At 57.9% G+C, this 17319-nt stretch carries 13 protein-coding genes; 8 read left to right on the forward strand and 5 right to left on the reverse strand.

Annotated elements, in window-relative coordinates; genetic code table 11:
- The 5 genes from H9S92_RS18865 to H9S92_RS18885 form a co-directional block, all read left to right on the forward strand.
- The coding region (locus tag H9S92_RS18865) for a transposase (RefSeq protein WP_187464848.1) at window positions 1-773 on the forward strand (773 nt) is incomplete at its 5' end.
- Between the two features lie 15 nt (window positions 774-788).
- Entirely contained in the window at window positions 789-1931 is a 1143-nt protein-coding gene (locus H9S92_RS18870; protein WP_187468256.1) for a zinc metalloprotease, read from the forward strand.
- Between the two features lie 3 nt (window positions 1932-1934).
- Window positions 1935-2921, forward strand: a complete 987-nt coding sequence (locus H9S92_RS18875; protein WP_187468257.1) for a T9SS type A sorting domain-containing protein — start codon at window positions 1935-1937, stop codon at window positions 2919-2921.
- A gap of 223 nt (window positions 2922-3144) precedes the next feature.
- On the forward strand, window positions 3145-4410 hold the full coding sequence (locus tag H9S92_RS18880; RefSeq protein WP_187468258.1) for an aminotransferase class I/II-fold pyridoxal phosphate-dependent enzyme: 1266 nt from the start codon (window positions 3145-3147) through the stop codon (window positions 4408-4410).
- A 134-nt stretch (window positions 4411-4544) separates the two neighbouring features.
- The gene (locus H9S92_RS18885) at window positions 4545-5759 is read left to right on the forward strand and encodes a hypothetical protein (protein WP_187468259.1); all 1215 of its coding nucleotides are present in this window, start codon (window positions 4545-4547) and stop codon (window positions 5757-5759) included.
- A 249-nt stretch (window positions 5760-6008) separates the two neighbouring features.
- Here the strand turns inward: H9S92_RS18885 and H9S92_RS18890 are convergent, their stop codons facing one another.
- Window positions 6009-9380 carry a sialidase family protein gene (locus tag H9S92_RS18890; protein ID WP_222936176.1) on the reverse strand — a complete coding sequence of 1124 codons (3372 nt, stop codon included), beginning with the start codon at window positions 9378-9380 and terminating at the stop codon, window positions 6009-6011.
- Between the two features lie 267 nt (window positions 9381-9647).
- On the opposite strand from H9S92_RS18890, the gene H9S92_RS18895 reads away from it, so the two are divergent.
- From H9S92_RS18895 to H9S92_RS18905, 3 genes are all read left to right on the forward strand, one after another.
- Complete coding sequence (locus H9S92_RS18895; RefSeq protein ID WP_187468260.1) at window positions 9648-10247, forward strand: DUF6624 domain-containing protein; 600 nt, start codon at window positions 9648-9650, stop codon at window positions 10245-10247.
- Between the two features lie 160 nt (window positions 10248-10407).
- Window positions 10408-12357, forward strand: coding sequence for a DNA mismatch repair endonuclease MutL (mutL, locus tag H9S92_RS18900; protein WP_187468261.1), 1950 nt, complete (start codon window positions 10408-10410; stop codon window positions 12355-12357).
- A 94-nt stretch (window positions 12358-12451) separates the two neighbouring features.
- Window positions 12452-13300 carry a rhomboid family intramembrane serine protease gene (locus tag H9S92_RS18905; RefSeq protein ID WP_187468262.1) on the forward strand — a complete coding sequence of 283 codons (849 nt, stop codon included), beginning with the start codon at window positions 12452-12454 and terminating at the stop codon, window positions 13298-13300.
- An 82-nt stretch (window positions 13301-13382) separates the two neighbouring features.
- On the opposite strand, the gene gldD is transcribed toward H9S92_RS18905, so the two are convergent.
- The 4 genes from gldD to H9S92_RS18925 form a co-directional block, all read right to left on the reverse strand.
- The gene (gene gldD / locus H9S92_RS18910; RefSeq protein WP_187468263.1) at window positions 13383-13985 is read right to left on the reverse strand and encodes a gliding motility lipoprotein GldD; all 603 of its coding nucleotides are present in this window, start codon (window positions 13983-13985) and stop codon (window positions 13383-13385) included.
- Window positions 13986-14026: 41 nt separating this feature from the next.
- On the reverse strand, window positions 14027-15907 hold the full coding sequence (locus H9S92_RS18915) for a cation:proton antiporter (RefSeq protein WP_187468264.1): 1881 nt from the start codon (window positions 15905-15907) through the stop codon (window positions 14027-14029).
- Window positions 15908-16050: 143 nt separating this feature from the next.
- Complete coding sequence (locus tag H9S92_RS18920) at window positions 16051-16362, reverse strand: YbaB/EbfC family nucleoid-associated protein (protein ID WP_187468265.1); 312 nt, start codon at window positions 16360-16362, stop codon at window positions 16051-16053.
- A 122-nt stretch (window positions 16363-16484) separates the two neighbouring features.
- Window positions 16485-17219 (reverse strand): RDD family protein, encoded by a 735-nt coding sequence (locus H9S92_RS18925; RefSeq protein ID WP_187468266.1) that lies wholly within the window; start codon window positions 17217-17219, stop codon window positions 16485-16487.
- Window positions 17220-17319: the final 100 nt, after the last annotated feature.

Consider the following 17319-nt stretch of genomic DNA (forward strand, 5'->3'; position numbering starts at 1 on the left):
AATCTTTGCTGGATTATTATGCCGAAATCCTTGAGCAACGGGCTGACGAACTGCTCCAGATCAGTAAATACGTGGTAGTCGATGCGTACTTTTCCCGAAATCCATTCATCCAACGCGTTGTCAATGCAGGTTTTCATGTAGTCTCCCGCTTGCGTAAAAACGTCAGTCTGCGCTACTACTACAGCGGACCACAAAAGTCAAAAGGGCGGCCTAAGGAATATGCTGGCTTTGTCAACTTATTTAACCTTGATCCTGCCGTATTTAGTCGAGTGGAAGCGCTGAGTTCACCTCAAACCGTTGCTTGGACGGGCGTGGTTCAACTAAAAGTAGCAGGATTAAAAATCCGTATCGTGGTTATACACCAACTTGACGAAAAAAACAAAATCAAGTCTGTGAAGGTATACATGAGCACCGATGTTGATCAGCCAGCCGAACAAATTGTCCATGCTTACCGCTGTCGTTACCAACAAGAATTCATTTTCCGCGATGGCAAGCAGTTCAGCGGTTTAGAAGAGGGGCAAGGGCGTGATTGGCTTAAGATCGACTTCCACGTCAACTGCGCGCTAACGGTAGTTAATTTGGCTAAAGCTGCCCACCACTTAGCGGTTCCCGACCTTGAACGCGGAGCATTTTCCATGGCTGATATTACAACTGCCTATACCAATGAGCGCTTGGCTTTACGCATTTTCAGCAGGTGTGGGATTGACCCGAACCTGCCAAAAAGTCAAGAGGTACTGGCGGAGGTCAGGAACTACGCCGCTAGAGCAGCTTGAAATCGCAGCGGACCATTGTTCAATATCTTTATCGCTAATGTTAATGGCCCTGACAATGGCTTTGCCCGAGGTTTGGGCTCAACTACGCTGGTTAATGAGAACTTTAGTGCGCAGCTATTAATCCACGAACTTGGGCACGGGCTAGTGCTCCAGCATACTTTCGATGGGACACCACAAAACAATGATGATTGTGATGACACCCCGTTCATTTCCTGGACTTACGACCGAAATGGTGATGGATCAATTGACGCCAGTGGCAATCGCTGCTGGAATCTTTCAAACGTAGATACTAGTGGCATTAACCTGTGCCAGCCCAATGGCACTACGGTAGTGAACAGCCACCCCTGTTGCGAGCAGCGTTATCAGAATAACAATATGATGACCTATGCCTCCTACGCTAGTGATCCTAATGTTTCAGCCTTCACTCCTTGCCAGATGGGTAAAATGCTGGACAATCTGTTGAATGATAAGTGCGACTTGATTGATGAGATTAACCCTGGCTGCCCGCCAGCATCGGCGCATATTGGGTTATTGCCTATCGTTGACTTCAGCGAAGATTGTAAGTTCAGCTTCTACTTTCAGGCGAGCACTAACGAGGTAGAATACCGCGTTACCTACGAAGTACAACAACCCAACGGCAGTTTTACGACTTTTCGCCAAACGGACTGGATAGACGGTCAAGCTGGCCAAGACCGTGTGGCAGTAGGAACAAAAGAGCACGATAAGTTTGCCAACATCGTGCTGCTATCTAATGCTACCTATAACGTCATCATTGAAACCCGTAACTTGTGCGGGGATACTGATCTTTATGCGAGGCAGTTCACTACAGGAAACTGTGACTTACGACCGGCTGACGACGGCGGCACCTTCAATCCTCTTGAGGACGGAAGTGTAGTGGTTTACCCCAACCCTTCAATCAACGGAACGACCCTCAGTTACACCACTAACGCTGAAGCGGATATTAAAATCTACCTCACCACCTCGTCTGGAAACGGAAACTCAGTGCAAACCTTGCTGAAGCAAGCGGATTCGGGAAATAAGGAAGCTTGCACCTACAGCGTTTACTTCCCTACTCACGAACTTGGTGAAGGCCTGAACTACATTAGCATTCACGCCGACGACAACATCGTAGTGCGAAGAGTACAAAAAAATAACTAGGCAATGATTGATAAATTAATAAAAAGCCTCGTTATTTTTCTTGCGGTTTTCACGGGTATTCCCCTTTGCGCCCAAGCCCAGGACTCCATCCTAGTCACCATCCCCTTCTACTTTGAAGACGGGGTGGGGAACAGGGATACCGTAATCATCATTATTTCTGACCACCAAAATGATTCCACCAATTTAGCACTTAGTTCAGAGAATACCATTGCGGTGCCGTTTGATAGTGTATTTGAGGTAAGGGCGAGTGATTTCTTTAGCTTGTCGGTACGCGAGATGCCCCGGTTTACCTATAAAAGGCAGGCAATTTGGCGTGAATACCTAGGCCAGGATCCAAGCAACTGTGGGAACTGGGTCATGGATGATTTTATTTCCTTTGCGATGAAGGTAAAATACCCACCTCTAAAAGTTTCCTGGGACCCAGCCGCTTTCGCGGTTGGAAGCCGATTCAATTGTATGGCCGAGAGTGCCTGGATTATCAACTCTATGGCACCAAACACATTGTGGCAGTGGTGGTACCTCACATTTGAAGGTTTTGTCGATTACCAGTGTATGGCTACGGATTCGGTAAAGGTCTTTTATCCGTATATCCAAGGGGGGGGATTGGGAGACCGTTTTTTCTATTCATATACACTTTTACCAATCGAAGGTAGTCCCAACCCCGTAGATACCATCGAGCTTATCAATGTATATCTTTACCGGCCGGGCTTCGAGCCCTGCTTCACCAGGGTGGATACGGATTCCCCTGAGCCCTTGGGAGTTGCACCATTGGTTTATCCCAATCCAGCGGGCAGCGTCTTATATTGGCGGGCAGCGGAAAATGAGCGGGTGCGAACCTTCAGCGTATATTCGGTAACTGGGCAACGGATGCAGGTGGTTGCACTGGCCAATGGCGGGTTAGATGTTTCGCGCTTACCCGCCGGAGCCTACTTTCTGCGCTTAGACTACGCAGACGGGCGCGCTGCCGTAAGCAAGTTTTTGAAAAGGTGATCCTCCCCTGCTTGACCAGGCGCTGCGCCCCATCCTCTCTCCTCCATCCTTCGGGTCGGGTTGGAGCACTTGTTGACCTAAACCTCGCTCCCTGTCCTAACTCCCCCCTTCGGGGGGTCGGGGGGGAGCACCTGCGGCCGCGCCCATCAAACGCCCTCCCCCGGGCGAGATTAGCAAAATGCTGCCTACATTTCGTATCTTTGCGGCGCAAAAGTGCCATCAAATGAAAGACCTTTTCGAGAAATTCGATTTTCGCGGCCCTCTCGGCCAGTACCAGGATATTGCCCACGGCTACTTCTCGTTCCCGAAGCTGGAAGGAGAACTCGGCCCCCGCATGCAGTTCCGCGGTAAGGAGTACATCATCTGGAGCATCAACTCCTACCTGGGCCTGACCAACCACCCCGAGGTGCGCAAGGCCGACGCCGAGGCCGCCGCGCAGTACGGCATGGCCTACCCAATGGGTGCCCGCATCATGAGCGGCGAGACCGACGCCCACCTGCAACTGGAAAAAGAACTGGCGGAATTCACCCAGAAGGAAGCCTGCCTGCTGCTCAACTTTGGCTACCAGGGCATCATGTCCATCGTCGACGCCTGCCTCTCCCGCCACGACGTGGTGGTGTACGACCGCGACGACCACGCCTGTATCATGGACGGCATCCGGATGCACACCGGCCCCAAATTTGCCTTCAAGCACAACGACATCGAGCACTTTGAGGTCCGCCTCAAGCAAGCCAAAGCCGAAGCCGAAAAGCGCAACTCCGGCATCCTCGTCATCTCCGAAGGCGTCTTCGGGATGCGCGGCGAGCAGGGCATCCTCAAAGAAATCTGCGCCTTCAAAGAAGAGTACGGCTTCCGCCTGCTGGTAGACGATGCCCACGGCTTCGGTACCCTCGGCGCAACGGGCATGGGCGCGGGCGAGGCCCAGGGCGTCCAAGACCAGATCGATATCTACTTCTCGACCTTCGCCAAGGCCATGTCTGGCTTCGGCGCTTTTGTCTCAGCCGATAAAGACATCATCGAGTACTTCCGCTACAACCTGCGCAGCCAGCTCTTCGCCAAGTCGCTCTGTATGCCCATGGTCATCGGTGGCCTGGCCCGCCTGCGCCTGCTGCGGACCCTGCCCGAACTGCGCGAAAAACTCTGGCGCAACGTCAACCACCTGCAAAATGGACTGAAAGATGCTGGCTTCGACATCGGCAACACCGGGGCCTGCGTAACGCCCGTGTACATGCACGGAAACGAATACGAGGCAGGGGCGCTGATCTACGACATCCGCGAAACCTATGGCATTTTCTGTTCCATCGTACTGCCGCCCATGATCCCCAAAGGGCAGATCCTGCTGCGCCTCATCCCCACGGCGGAGCACTCCGAAGAGGACATCGAGACGACGTTGAATGCCTTCCGCTCCGTACGCTCCAAGCTGCAAGACGGTACCTACGCCAAGATGGGTGAACTTTTGGCCCAGGGTGCGGTAGAAGGCGTGTTGTAAACCACGGCATAAACCACACCAACACCGCGCGGGGCGGCACCAAATGCGGTGCTGCCCCGCACGTTTTTTAGGGCACGCCCCGCTGCGTAGCCTCACCGCTCCCGCAACACCCCGTCCCAACGTACCTTTGCGGAATGCACCACCAGGATTATCAACTGCTTTCCGTCAGCGACTTCGGTCATTTCCACCGGGTTCTCGATACCGTCTACCAGGGCAACCCGCAGTACGTCCATCCGCTGCGAAGCGATATTGAAGGCATCCTGAGTGCCAAAAACGGGGCTTTTACGGGAGACAACCTCCGGCTTTGGGTGGTGCTGGAAAATGGCCAACGGCCCGTGGGGCGAATTGCGGCCTTCATCGACACTTCGCGGGCGGAAGAGTGGACCATCCCCACCGGCGGCCTGGGCTTTTTCGAGAGCATCAACGATGATGCGGTGGCCGAACTCCTTTTCAACGCCGCCGAAGGCTGGCTGACCGAGCGCGGGATGCACGCGGTGGACGGACCGATCAACTTCGGGGAGCGGGATAAGTTCTGGGGTCTGCTCGTCAGGGGTTGGTACCGCCCCGTCTACCAGGAAACCTACAACCCGCCCTATTACCAGCGGATGTTCGAGGAGCGGGGCTACGTGGCCCACGAGCAGTGCCTGACCATGCGCGGTACGGTGCTGGGCTTCCCCGCCGAGCGCCTCGCTGGCCTGGCCGCCCGGATCCGCGAACGCTACGGCCTGAGCACCAGGCAGATTACCAGGGGTAAGCTGCGGGAAAACGCCGAAGACTTCGCCACCGTCTACAACGCCGCCTTCAACCACTGGCCCTACTTCAAACCCCTGACGGGCCAAGACATCTACCCCGTCTTCCAGCAGATGAAACCCATCCTGGACCCCCACCTCACCTGCCTGGCCTACGACCGCGACGGCGCACCGATCGGGCTGGCGGGCCTCATCCCCGACATCAACTGCTTCCTCGGCGGGCTGGGCGGAAGGCTGGATATGCTCAACCTCCCCCGCTTCCTCTACCGCCTTAAATTCCAGAAGCAACCCCGCAATTGCAAGGGCATCGCCTTCGGTATTGCCAAAGACTTTCAGCGTCAGGGCGTCTATCCCTTAATGGTGGATGCCATGTACCAGAGCGGACAACAGCACAACGCCCGTACCTACCAATACGTCGATATGGCCACCATCCGGGGCCACAATAAATTGATGGTAGATACTTGCCAGCAGATGAATACCGATATCCACCGCGTCCACATCGCCTACCGCAAGGCGCTGGTGCCTGCCGCCACCTGGGAAGCCTTCGCGATGCTGGAAGTGGATGATGTGGCGATGGGGGTGTACGGTGGTGCGGCCTGAGATGGTGAGGTGGAGACGTTTCACGTCGACTGCTCCACGCTTTCTAGCCCATGGAGTCCCTCGGATCCGGACCTCTGGTCCGGCGAAAAAGGGCCAGACGTAGCCCTCTTTAGCCCATGGAGTTACATGGAGTTAAAGCATAGAGTATCACGGAGTTTTCCTTCCTTCCTGAAAATCTCTACCTCGACGGATTGTCCCTGAAAAGAACAAGGGTAGCGTCGGGCAAAACCCGACGCTACCTTTAAACCCCTACAACTTCCCAAAGGGCGACAAATTCGCCGCCGCCACCTCCCGGCGGAAAGCAGCGAAATCTCCCCCCATGAAAAGTTCTACTTTATTGACGAAATCGGCCGCAGCATTCTGGAAGTGCCCCAGGCTAACGGTGGCCATTTGGCTGGGCTGCCCTTCCACCTGCCGGATGTAGCGGCTGGCCTCGAAGAGTTTTGACTGCAGGTTGGTGGGGTTGCGCTGGATGCCCTTGAGGTCTTCCTTTTCAGTGTAGATCTCTTCGAGGTCGGCGATTTGCTTCAGCAGGGCTTTGGCATCTTTTTCCAGAGAATCTTTAACCGCTTTGGGGGCATCCGCCAGGAGGCCCTGGACGGTTTTGATGCTCTTGCCAGCGTTGCGCAGGTCGGTCCAGGCGGCGTCTACCCGCACGATGGTGGTATCCAGTTCTGCCTGGAGTTTTTCGCGTTCGGCGAAAGCATTAGGCGCGGTTTTTTCCCGGGGGTCGGCGTGGACGGTCAGGAGGGTTTTGCCCACTTGCTTGCCGTAGGTCATGACCACTTCGTATACGCCGGGCGTGACGCTGGCACCCGGGGCAGGGTCTGCGTCTTCGCGGGCTTCCCGGCGGCTGGGGAAGGAAACGCCGTCGCGGCGCATGTTCCAACTGGTGCGGTTCATCCCCCACTGCGGGGTGATGCGGTAGGTGCGGATGGTATCGCCCGTTTGTACATCAACGACCTGGATTTTTACCTTGCCTTTGGGGCCTTCCACTGGGTCTGGGCTTTCCGCCCGGGGCCTCGCCTGGCTGGCCATGGCGGCAGCGGAGAAAGTGGGCAAGTCTTCCACTACCCCAGCGGGTGCCTGGGGGTAGGCCAGCAGGCGGCTCACGTCGGGCTTATCCGTGGCTGTTGCCGCAGGAGCAGGTGCTTTTTCGCCTTTTTTACCTTTGGCATCGGCCATGGCTGGAACTGCTTTAGCCTCCATTTTACCTTTGGCTTTCGGGGCCTGGGGCATCACATAGAAAGAAAGCATAGCACCGCCGCGACGGTCCTGGCCCTGGAATTGCCCCTGGGCGTAAAAGCGCGTGCCCTGGTAAGAGCGGTACTCCCACTGGTAAGCGTCGGGGGCGGGGAAGACGGCAAAACTATCGCGCAGCATTTCTACGCCCGACTGGGCAATGGCGCGGAAGGGGCGGATGTCGTCCAGAATCCACGCCGCCCGGCCGAAGGTGCCGATGATGAGGTCGTGCTCACGGGGGTGGATTTTGAGGTCGCGGACCGAGACGTTTGGGAAGGTATGGTTGTAGTGCGTCCAGTCTTTGCCGTAGTTGAAACTCACCCACAGGCCCTGGTCGGTACCCAGGAAAAGGAGCTTGGGTTCCACGGGGTCCTGGACGATGCTCAGGGCGTGGCCGCTCACGTCGCTTTCGTCCACCAGGCGGGTGAAGGTCTCGCCGAAGTCGGTCGTGTGAAACACCATGGGCTGCCGGTCGTTGCGGCGGTAGTCATTGACCACCACGAAGGCCTCGCTGGCGCGGTGAGGAGAAGGCTCGATGTAAGGAATCCAGCTGCCGGGGGTCATGCCGGGGAGGCGTTTGCTCAGGTCGGTCCAGTTCTTACCGCCGTCGCGGGTGAGGTGGAGCTTGCCGTCGTCGCTGCTTACCCACAGGGTATTGTCGCCGTAACCGACGCGATTGGGGACGATCGCCAGCAGCGTCGTGTGGTTCTCGGCCTGGGTCGCGTCGATGGTGAGGCCGCCGCTGGACATCTGCCGCTGCTTCGTGCTGTCGTTGGTGGTCAGGTCGGGGCTGATGATGGTCCAGCTGTCTCCGCAGTCGGTGCTTTTGTGCACAAACTGGCTGCCGATGTAGATGGTGCAGTCGTTTGTGGGGCTCTGGGCAATGGGGGCGTTCCAGTTGAAGCGCAGGAAGGTGCCGTCGGGGTGGACCGGGCGGATGCTGGTCGTTTTGCCCGTGCGGCGGTTGACGCGGCCCAGGGCTCCGCCCTGGCTGGCGGCGTAGACGGTGTTGGGGTCGCCGGGCTTGAAGATGAGGTCAAAGCCGTCGCCGAAGTACACCTCTTGCCAGTCGGCATCGGTGATGCCGCCAGCCTTCAGTCCCTGGCTGGGGCCTACCCAGCTGCCGTTGTCCTGCATCCCTCCGCCGATGTTGTAGGGGAAGGAAAGGTCGTAATTGATGTGGTAAAACTGGGCCAGGGGCAGGTTGGCGGCGAAGTGCCAGGTGTCTCCGCCGTCGCGGCTGATGTTCATGCCCCCGTCGTTGCCGTCGAGGATGAACTCGGGGTCGTCCTTGTCGATCCAGAAGGCGTGGTGGTCGGGGTGCACGGAGTTGCCATAGTCGGCAATCTGCTGCCAGGTACGGCCGCCGTCTTCGGAGCGGGAAACGTAGGTGGCTACGTCGAACAGTCGGTTTTCGTTCTGGGGGTCAACGTAAATTTCCGCGTAGTAGAAGGGGCGGTCGCCGATGTTTTTGTCGGTCACCAGTTTCCAGGTGCTACCGCCGTCGGTGCTTTTGTAGAGGCCGTTGGTTTTGGCTTCCACGAGGGCGTAGACGATGTTGGGCTTGCTGGCGGCAATGGCCAGGCCGATGCGGCCGAGGTCGCCCTTGGGCAGTCCGTCTTTGGCGGTGCGCCGCTCCCAGGTGTCGCCGCCGTCGTGGGTAATCCAGATGCCGGAGCCGGGTCCGCCGGAGTTGAAAAAGTCGGGGTCGCGGTCGAAAGTCCAGGTCGCAGCAATGATCTTGCGGGGGTTGCTGGGGTCCATCACGAGGTCGGCAATGCCGGTGCCTTCGTCGATGTAGAGCACGTTTTCCCAGGTTTTGCCGCCGTCGGTGGTGCGGTACACGCCCCGTTCTTTGTTGGGGCCCCACATGGAGCCTAGTGCCCCTGCGTAGGCCACGTCTGCGTCAGTAGGGTGGGCCAATACGCGGTGAATGTGGCGGGTGGCTTCCAGGCCCATGTGTTGCCAGCTTTTGCCGCCGTCAGGGCTTTTGTAGATGCCGCCGCCGTAGCTGGCCGAGTTGCGGGGGTTCCCTTCGCCGGTGCCCGCCCAAATGATGCTGGGGTTGGCGTCGCTGACGGCCACGGCCCCGATGCCGAGGTACTTCTGCCGGTCAAAAATGGGCTCGAAACTGATGCCGCCGTTGCGGCTCGTCCAGAGGCCTCCGCTGGCGGTGCCAACGTAGAAAATGTCCTTATTCTGGGGGTGTACATCGATGGCCGTCACGCGGCCGCTCATTCCCGCCGGACCGATGCTGCGCGGGGCCAACTCATCCCAGTATTTCAGGTTGATCGGACCTTGCTGGGCCAGCAGCTGGGCGCTGACGCAGGTGCAAAGGAAGAAGAAAAGAGCAATGGAAGACAGAGTAGTGCGTCTCATGAATGAATTTGGAAGTGGCTAAGAGCGGGGAATATACGGCGGGGGTGGGGAATGCGCGGAGAAGGCCACCGCCCGGCGTATGGGCTGACCCACTACGCGCCGCAACGTGCCAGGGCTCCCCCATTTTGCTCCCTGCTGTTTTGGTCGCCCCACTGACCATCTTCTATCCCAGGGGGGCGCGCGGCAAAGACAGCCTACCTGGGGCCACAACTGGCGGAATTTCCCTTAACTTTCCATCCTAACACCCCACCGCCGGGCACCCAGCGCATGGACTACCAACACATCGCCAACAGCATCATCGCCATGCGGGATAGCGACCTCCAACTCCGCGATCAACTCATCCAACGGGGCCAACTCGGCGAAGGCTACCACCCCGCAATGGCCGCCCTGCACGACCACAACGCAATGCAGTTAAATGACCTGATGGAGGCCATCGGCTACCCCACCGCAGCGAAAGTCGGCCAGGAAGCCAGCGAAGCCGCCTGGCTGATCATCCAACACGCCATCGGGCAACCCGCCTTCATGCGCGCCAGCGCCCAGCGCTTAGCCGAGGCCGTCCACGACGAGCAAGCAGACCCCATCAGCCTGGCTTACCTCACCGATCGGATCGCCGTCTTGGAAGGAAAACCCCAGCTTTACGGCACCCAATTTGACTGGGACGAAAACGGCGCCCTGAGCCCCAACCCCGTCGACGATGCTACCGCCGTAAACCAGCGCAGAGCCCGCTTGGGCCTGAACAGCCTGGAAGCACAAACCCTCCTGATGCAAAAGCGGGTAAGGGACGAAAACCAATCCCCTCCCCAGGACTTCGCAAAAAGGAAACGGGAAATGGACGAATGGCGGAAGCGGGTGGGCTGGGCCGATTAAGGATACCATTTATCGCTTCGCCCCGATTGTCGGCGAACAAACCCCGTGTGAACACCCAGCAAGACGGTTTTTTCCCCTATCTTCGCCCCAGCAACCTGGCCAACGCCTTTTGGGTTGGGCCAGGATTTTGCCCCGCTGACTAACTTACTTTTTTGCCCAAATGACGGACAATCTCGTCCAACTTCTACCCGACGCCATTGCCAACCAGATCGCCGCCGGCGAAGTCATCCAGCGGCCAGCCAGCGTAGTGAAGGAGATCGTCGAAAATGCCATCGACGCCGGTGCCAGCGAGATCGAACTGACCATCAAAGACAGTGGCAAAACCCTGATTCAGGTACGCGACAACGGCTGCGGCATGTCGGAAACCGACGCCCGGATGTCCCTCGAACGCCACGCCACCAGCAAGCTGCGTACCGCCGATGACCTCTTTGCCCTCCGCACCATGGGTTTCCGCGGCGAAGCCCTGGCCAGCATCGTGGCCATCGCCCAGCTGGAAATGAAGACGCGCCGGGCCCCCGACGACCTCGGTACCCGCATCCTCGTGGAAGGCAGCGAGGTGAAAATCCAGGAACCCGTAGCGGCCGCCCCCGGTACCACCATCGCCGTGCGCAACCTGTTCTACAACGTTCCCGCCCGCCGCAACTTCCTCAAAAGCGACTCCGTCGAACTGCGCCACATTCGCGATGAATTCATCCGCATCGCCCTGGCCCACCCCGAAGTGCGCTTCGATCTGTACCTCAACGATCGCCTCGATCAGGCCCTTCCGGCTGGCCGCCTCCGGCAACGCGTAGTACAGGTTTTCGGGCGGAAGTACGACGAGATGCTCGTACCCATCCAGGAAGACACCGACGTGCTGTCCATCACCGGCTTCGTCGGTAAGCCGGAAGCCGCCCGCAAAAGCAAGGTGGGGCAGTTCTTTTTCATCAACAACCGCTTCATCAAAAGCAGTTATCTCCACCACGCAGTGATGGGGGCCTTTGATGATCTGCTGGGCAAAGAAACCCACCCCTTTTACGTCATTTACCTCGAAATTGATCCGGCGCGGATTGACGTCAACGTCCACCCCACCAAGCAGGAAATCAAGTTTGAAGACGAACGCCTGATCTACAATTACCTCAAGGCCACCATCCGCCAGGGGCTGGGCCGGGCCAGCATCATGCCCTCCATTGATTTTGAGACGGACAACCCTTTCGCTCCTTCCCGCACGAAAATTACCAACATCAGCCGCTCGGCACTCGAAGAAGGCGAAGCGTTGCCCAGCCGGATGAACGACGACTTCGCCAGCCCACGCTCCCCCGGCAACGGAGGAGGTGGCGACAACCGGGCCGCCAGCCCACCCAGTAGCGATGCCGCCCGCCACGCGAGCAACCTCCGCCACTGGGAAAAACTCTACAGCGGCCTGGGGACCGACGCTACCCAGGCTCCCCAGGACAGTGCACCCCCGTTCCTGGATTTCTCCAGCGCGCCGGACGACGACCATGAAGACGGAGAACTCCTCCCCAGCCGCCTCAGTCAGGAAACCGAAAACGCTCCGCTGACGCCCCCCGACCGGGCCCCCTACCAGCTCCACAACCGCTACATCATCTCCCCCATCAAAAATGGCTGGTTGCTGATTGACCAACGCGCCGCCCACCAGCGCATTCTCTACGAAGGCTTCCTGCGCAACCTCCGCGAAAACCCGGCGGCTTGCCAACAGTCCCTGTTCCCCCAAACGCTGGAACTTCCTCACGCCGACGCCGCCCTCTTTTCGTCCATCCTCGGCGATCTGCAACAACTCGGCTTCGACGTGGAACACTTCGGGGGAAACGCCTTCATCGTCCGCGGTATCCCGGCCGAGCTGGCGGGGAAAAACAACGAGCTCGAACTGCTCGAACAACTCCTCCAACAGTACCGCGATAACGTCGATCTGGAAAGCGACGGACACACGCGCCTGGCCCGGGCCCTCGCCCGTGGTGCCGCCATCCGGCAGGGGCAAACCCTCGACGTCAGCGAAATGCGTTCCCTCATTGATCGGCTTTTTGCCTGCGAACAACCCCGCACGGCCCCCAACGGTCGGAAGTGCTTCCTGAAGTATGAACTGGACGAACTCGAACGGCGTTTTGACCCCTAACGCACGGCCCCCCTTCCCCCTTTAATCCCTTCCCCCTTTAATCCTTTCCCCCTTTAATCCCTTCCCCCTTTATTCCTTTACTCCCTCCTTCCGTATGCTCCCCCCGCCCACCCCGATTGTCCGCTACCTGCTGATCCTCAATGCGATCATCTTTGCGGTAGTCGTATTGCCCGGCCAGCTGGGTTACAATCTGGCGATTGAGGAAAAATTGGCCTTGTATTACTGGACGAGCGACAACTTCCGCCCCTACCAGCTGCTCTCCCACTTTTTTATGCACGCCGACTTTGGCCACATTTTTTTCAACCTGCTGGTGCTCTATTTCTTCGGGCCGGAGTTGGAAACCAGGCTGGGTGGTGTACGCTTTCTCATCCTCTATTTTCTGGCGGCCTTCGGTGCGGTAGGGCTTCACCTGGGCCAGATCTGGTGGCAAGTAAGCGAATCCGAAGCCGCCATGCTGGCCTTCAGCGTCGAGCCGTCTTTGGCCAATTTCAACGCTTTTTGGTCGGGGGTAGACCTCGAAGGCTATTCCATCTACGGGCGCGCGATGCAAGTGGTGGTGGGGGAAACCCAGAATGACCTGGTGATGCTCAAAGACCCCTCTTTGGCCATTGCCGAAGCGACAAAGTTGATGCAAGAGTACACCTGGCTCCAGGAGAACAGCCGCATGGTAGGCGCTTCGGGAGCCATCTCGGGGGTAATGGCTGCCTATGCGGTGTTTTACCCCTGGAAAGAAATCCATATGCTTTTCATTCCCTTCGGTATCCCGGCGCTTTTCCTCATCGGGGGGACTTTCCTGGCGGATCTTTTCCTCGGCATTATGGACTACAACTACGATACGACAGCCCGTTTTGCCCACGTGGGCGGCGGCATCGTGGGAGCCCTCCTGGCGCTGGTGTGGAGAAAAACGGTGCTTCCGCCCTGGTTGAAGCGGATTGATAAATAGGATAGGGGAAGCGCGTAGTCTTTCCTTGCTCTTCCCTTGGGGTGCCGGGCCCCGCACCTGCGGCCGCGCCCTTCTAAAAAGGCTATTTGGCCCAGCGGAAAGTTTCGATGAGTTTGAAGATGTCTTCCTTGGCGTAGGCGATGATGGGGGCCAGCGAATCGGGCCGCACCTCGGTATCGAAGTAAAGCGCACCGCGAAGAAAGTGGTTTGTACTGTCGGTCAGGAAAAACTGAAAGGGGCTGGCGGCGGGGCCGGCGATATCGAAGGCGATGCCGTGTACGTCGGCCTCATCGCGGTGAATCAGGATTTCTTCGATGTCGCTGGCGCGGTCGTTGTGCACGCCCACCAGTTTGAAAGCTTCGTCGCGCAAGGCCTCCCAAGTGTCGTTGGAGCCGCCGATGGGGTAGTAGGAAAAGTGAATGCTGCCGTTGAGCGCGGGGTCGAGCTTGAGGTCAAACCAGCAGGAATCGGGCGGAATGCGGTCGAAAAAAAGTGCCTGCCGCTCCAGAACTGCCGAAACGGGCTTGGCAAAACTGAAGTTACAGTAGCTGGTGCTGGCCGCTTCGTAGGCGCGCTCGGGGTACATCACCCGGGGGAAAGAGCGGGGTTTGGGGACGGGAAGGGCACCGTCGCCACAAGAGAAAAAGGCAAAAAGAAGGGCGCATAGAGCGATGGAAAAGCGCATGGCGGGTGGGTTTTGCGGATAACGCGGAGGGGCCAGGGGGGCTAGATACCGGAAGACGAATGGGTAACGTTGGTAGCCACCAAATCCTCCGCCGTAAAATCGCCGAGGACAACCAGGTGATGGGGGCCATCTTCGGTAAAAATATCGGCGGGGTCTTTGGGGATGGGCAGCAGGTTGCCATCGGGCAATTTCAAAAACAGGGGGATGGCGCATCGCTCCTGCCCCGTCCGCTGTAAGAGTGCGAGATAGTGTTTTTTGTCATCCAGGGCAATTTCCTGAATCTGGGCCCGCTTGCGGTGACCATCGCTGAAGTTGATAAAGTCATCCGTGAAACTGAAAATGTGCTCGTTTTGGGGGAGTTCATCCGCCTTGAGTTCCTCCGAGGTAATGAGGCGGAAACTGCCCCGCTCGCCGAAGATGTCTCCAAAGCGGTTCAGGGCGTATTGATTAACTTCGTCGCTGCTCGTAAAGGCCAGCAAGAACGCGACGTCAAGGAGTTCATACTCCTCCGAGAGGTCTTCGCTGTAAACGTTGGAAACGAAGCCGGGCAGTCCCCTCTCCTTGGCTTTTTTTATGTTGCCGGAGTTGTTATCGACCATGTAAACGCTGCGCCCCTGCTCCTGCAGGTATTCGCCGATCGCAATGGCAAAGTTGTTTGCCCCCAGGATGATGATTCCTGCGGAGGTTTCTTGCGTGACCCCCAGCAGCCGGGCCACCAGCCGAGCGGTAGTGGCGTTGAGCAACACCGTCCCGAGCACGATCATGAAAACAAGCGGCGTGATGTACTCTGCACCCGGCACATTTTTCTCCTCCAGGGTAAGGCCAAAAAGCGAAGCAATGCCGGCCGCCACAATCCCCCGTGGCCCCACCCAACTGATGAACCACTTCTCGGCCGTGCTGAGGTTGCCCTGGAATGTGCTGATGAACACACTCAAAGGCCGCAAGACCAGGGCTACGAAAGCAAAAAGGGTGAGTGGCCGCCAATCGTTGGTCAGCAACTCCAACTGCGCCATGTCCATATTTGCCGCCAGCAAAATGAAAAGGATGGAGATGAGCAACACACTGAGGCTTTCCTTGAAGGAGAGAATATCTTTGATACGCGGCACATCCTTGTTGGCCAGCACCAGGCCCATAACCACCACGGCGAGGAGGCCCGACTCGTGGGCCAGCACATCACTCACCACAAAAATCAACAGGACGTAGGCCAGCACAAAAACGTTGATCAAATAGTGCGGCACCCAATCCCGCTTGATGATCTGGAACAGGGCAAGTCCCGCCAAAAAGCCCAATGCCCCGCCGTAGAGGACAATCTGGGCAAAGGTGGCAAAGGCGTAGGCCGTAAACCCTCCCTGGTGGCCAGTTGAGTCGATGAACTCAAAAACCAGTACCGCAACCAAGGCGCCGATGGGGTCAATGAGGATACCCTCCCACTTTAAGACTGTCGCCACGTTGCGGTTGAGCGGGATGTTTTGCAGGATGGGCGCAATGACCGTGGGCCCGGTAACGATGATGAGGCCCGCAAACAAAAAGCTGATGCTCCAATCCAGCCCCATGATGTAGTGCGCCGCCAGGCCCGCCCCGATAAAGGTAATGAGGCTGCCGAGGGAAATGAGCCGCAGAATGGAACGCTGCGTTTCTTTTACTTCCTTGACTTTTAGCGTCAGGCCCCCCTCGAAAAGGATGATGCCGATGGCCAGACTGACGAAGTAAAAGAGCGAGCGCCCGGGGAAAAGGCCGCGCCCGTCGGGGCCACCTTCGAAAATAGGGCTGATCAGCTTACTGCCGTCCTCCGTCCACAACGTTGACAAGGGCCCCACCAGCAAGCCCGCAATGATGAGGGGCAAGATGGCGGGAACCTTCAAACGCCACGCCAGCCACTGTGCAAATATGCCGATGATGATGATGCCAGCTAATTCTTCCATGCAGTTCTTTGAACATAAAGGTGTAAAAAGTATGCACTCTTCATTGGGCAACTTTCGGTAAAGCGGCTGCTCCGGCACCGGAGGCCGTCAGGAACCTGGAACGGTCTTCGTCTTGGGGGGCAGGAGATAAACGGAACGGGGCACTACTGGCCGAAAAGCCCGCCCAGCCCACCGGGCAGCATATTGTTCATCATTGAGCCGGCTTGCTCTTGCTCGTAAGCTGCCGCCGCCTCCAGGGCGCGGTTGGTGGCCACCACCAAAAGGTCTTCCAGCGCTTCGGTGTCTTCGGCATCCATCAGGCTGCCGTCGATTTTTACGTTGGTTACCGTGCGCGCGCCGTTGCAGCTTACCACAACTGCGCCACCGCCCGCTTCGCCGGAAAAGGACTTGGCAGCCAGTTCGCGCTGCATCTGCTCCTGCATCTCCTGCATCTGTTCCATCATGTCTCCGAACATCGCTTCTCGTTTTGGTCTGATCAGTAAAAAGGTTCGGGGGCAGGGTTTAGTTCGCGGCGTGGCTATTCTCCGGAAGATATAGACCACTAGGCACCCGTTAAGCATGCAGCGCGTGCCGGGAATCAACGCGTCAAGACGATGTAGTCCAGCAGAATGATCTCCAGAAATTTTTCCGGCGTGTATTTCACCTCCTTTTTATCGAGGCCCAGCTGATCGGCAATCTTGATGGCGAGTTGCCGGACGGCCTGCCGGTGCGCCGTGTTGCCGTACTGCTGCAGGCGCGTCAGGGCCTGCTTTACCACGATCATGTCTTCGTCGGTGTAGCGCTGCACCCCCGGGAACTCCGGCTCGTGGTCATCGCGGTTGCGGATGCTCAGAATATCGGCCAGGGTGAAGGAACTGCTGACGGAACTCTGGATCACCGCCGTGCCCGCCACCATATCGCCCAGGCGCTGCTTGTAGCGGCCGCTGGAAACGAGGAGCACGGCGGGGATGCCGGCGGAGAAGATAACGTCGGGGAGCAGGAAAATGGCCCGGGTCAGGAAGTCGGCCGGGGTCGGGTCGCGCCCATCGAGGCGGATGACTTTCGTACCCACAATGCGTTTGCCCAGCGTCTGGCCCCTGTTGAAAAGCTCGAGCAGGAAGAAGTAGGCCAGGAAGGCAAAAAGCGGGCCAAACACAAAAACCACCGTTTCGTCGAGATCCTGCAAGAAGCTGTTCAGCGCAAAGGCCAGGAAGTAATACACGAAAACCGTCAGCGTCAGGTCAATCAAAAAGCCCCCGATCCGCGCCCCCGTTTTGGCCAGCTGGTAATCGATGCTCACGTTCTGGGTAGTCTGGATCGTAACGGTTTCCATGCCGCCAAGGTACAAAAATCCTGCGCTTGGGTGCTGCGGTCTCGTGGGCCGCTCAATGGCTTTTGCCGGGCGGTGTGTGATGCGGGCGCGGTCGCAGGTG

The organism is Neolewinella lacunae, assembly GCF_014349155.1.
Lineage (GTDB): Bacteria > Bacteroidota > Bacteroidia > Chitinophagales > Saprospiraceae > Neolewinella > Neolewinella lacunae.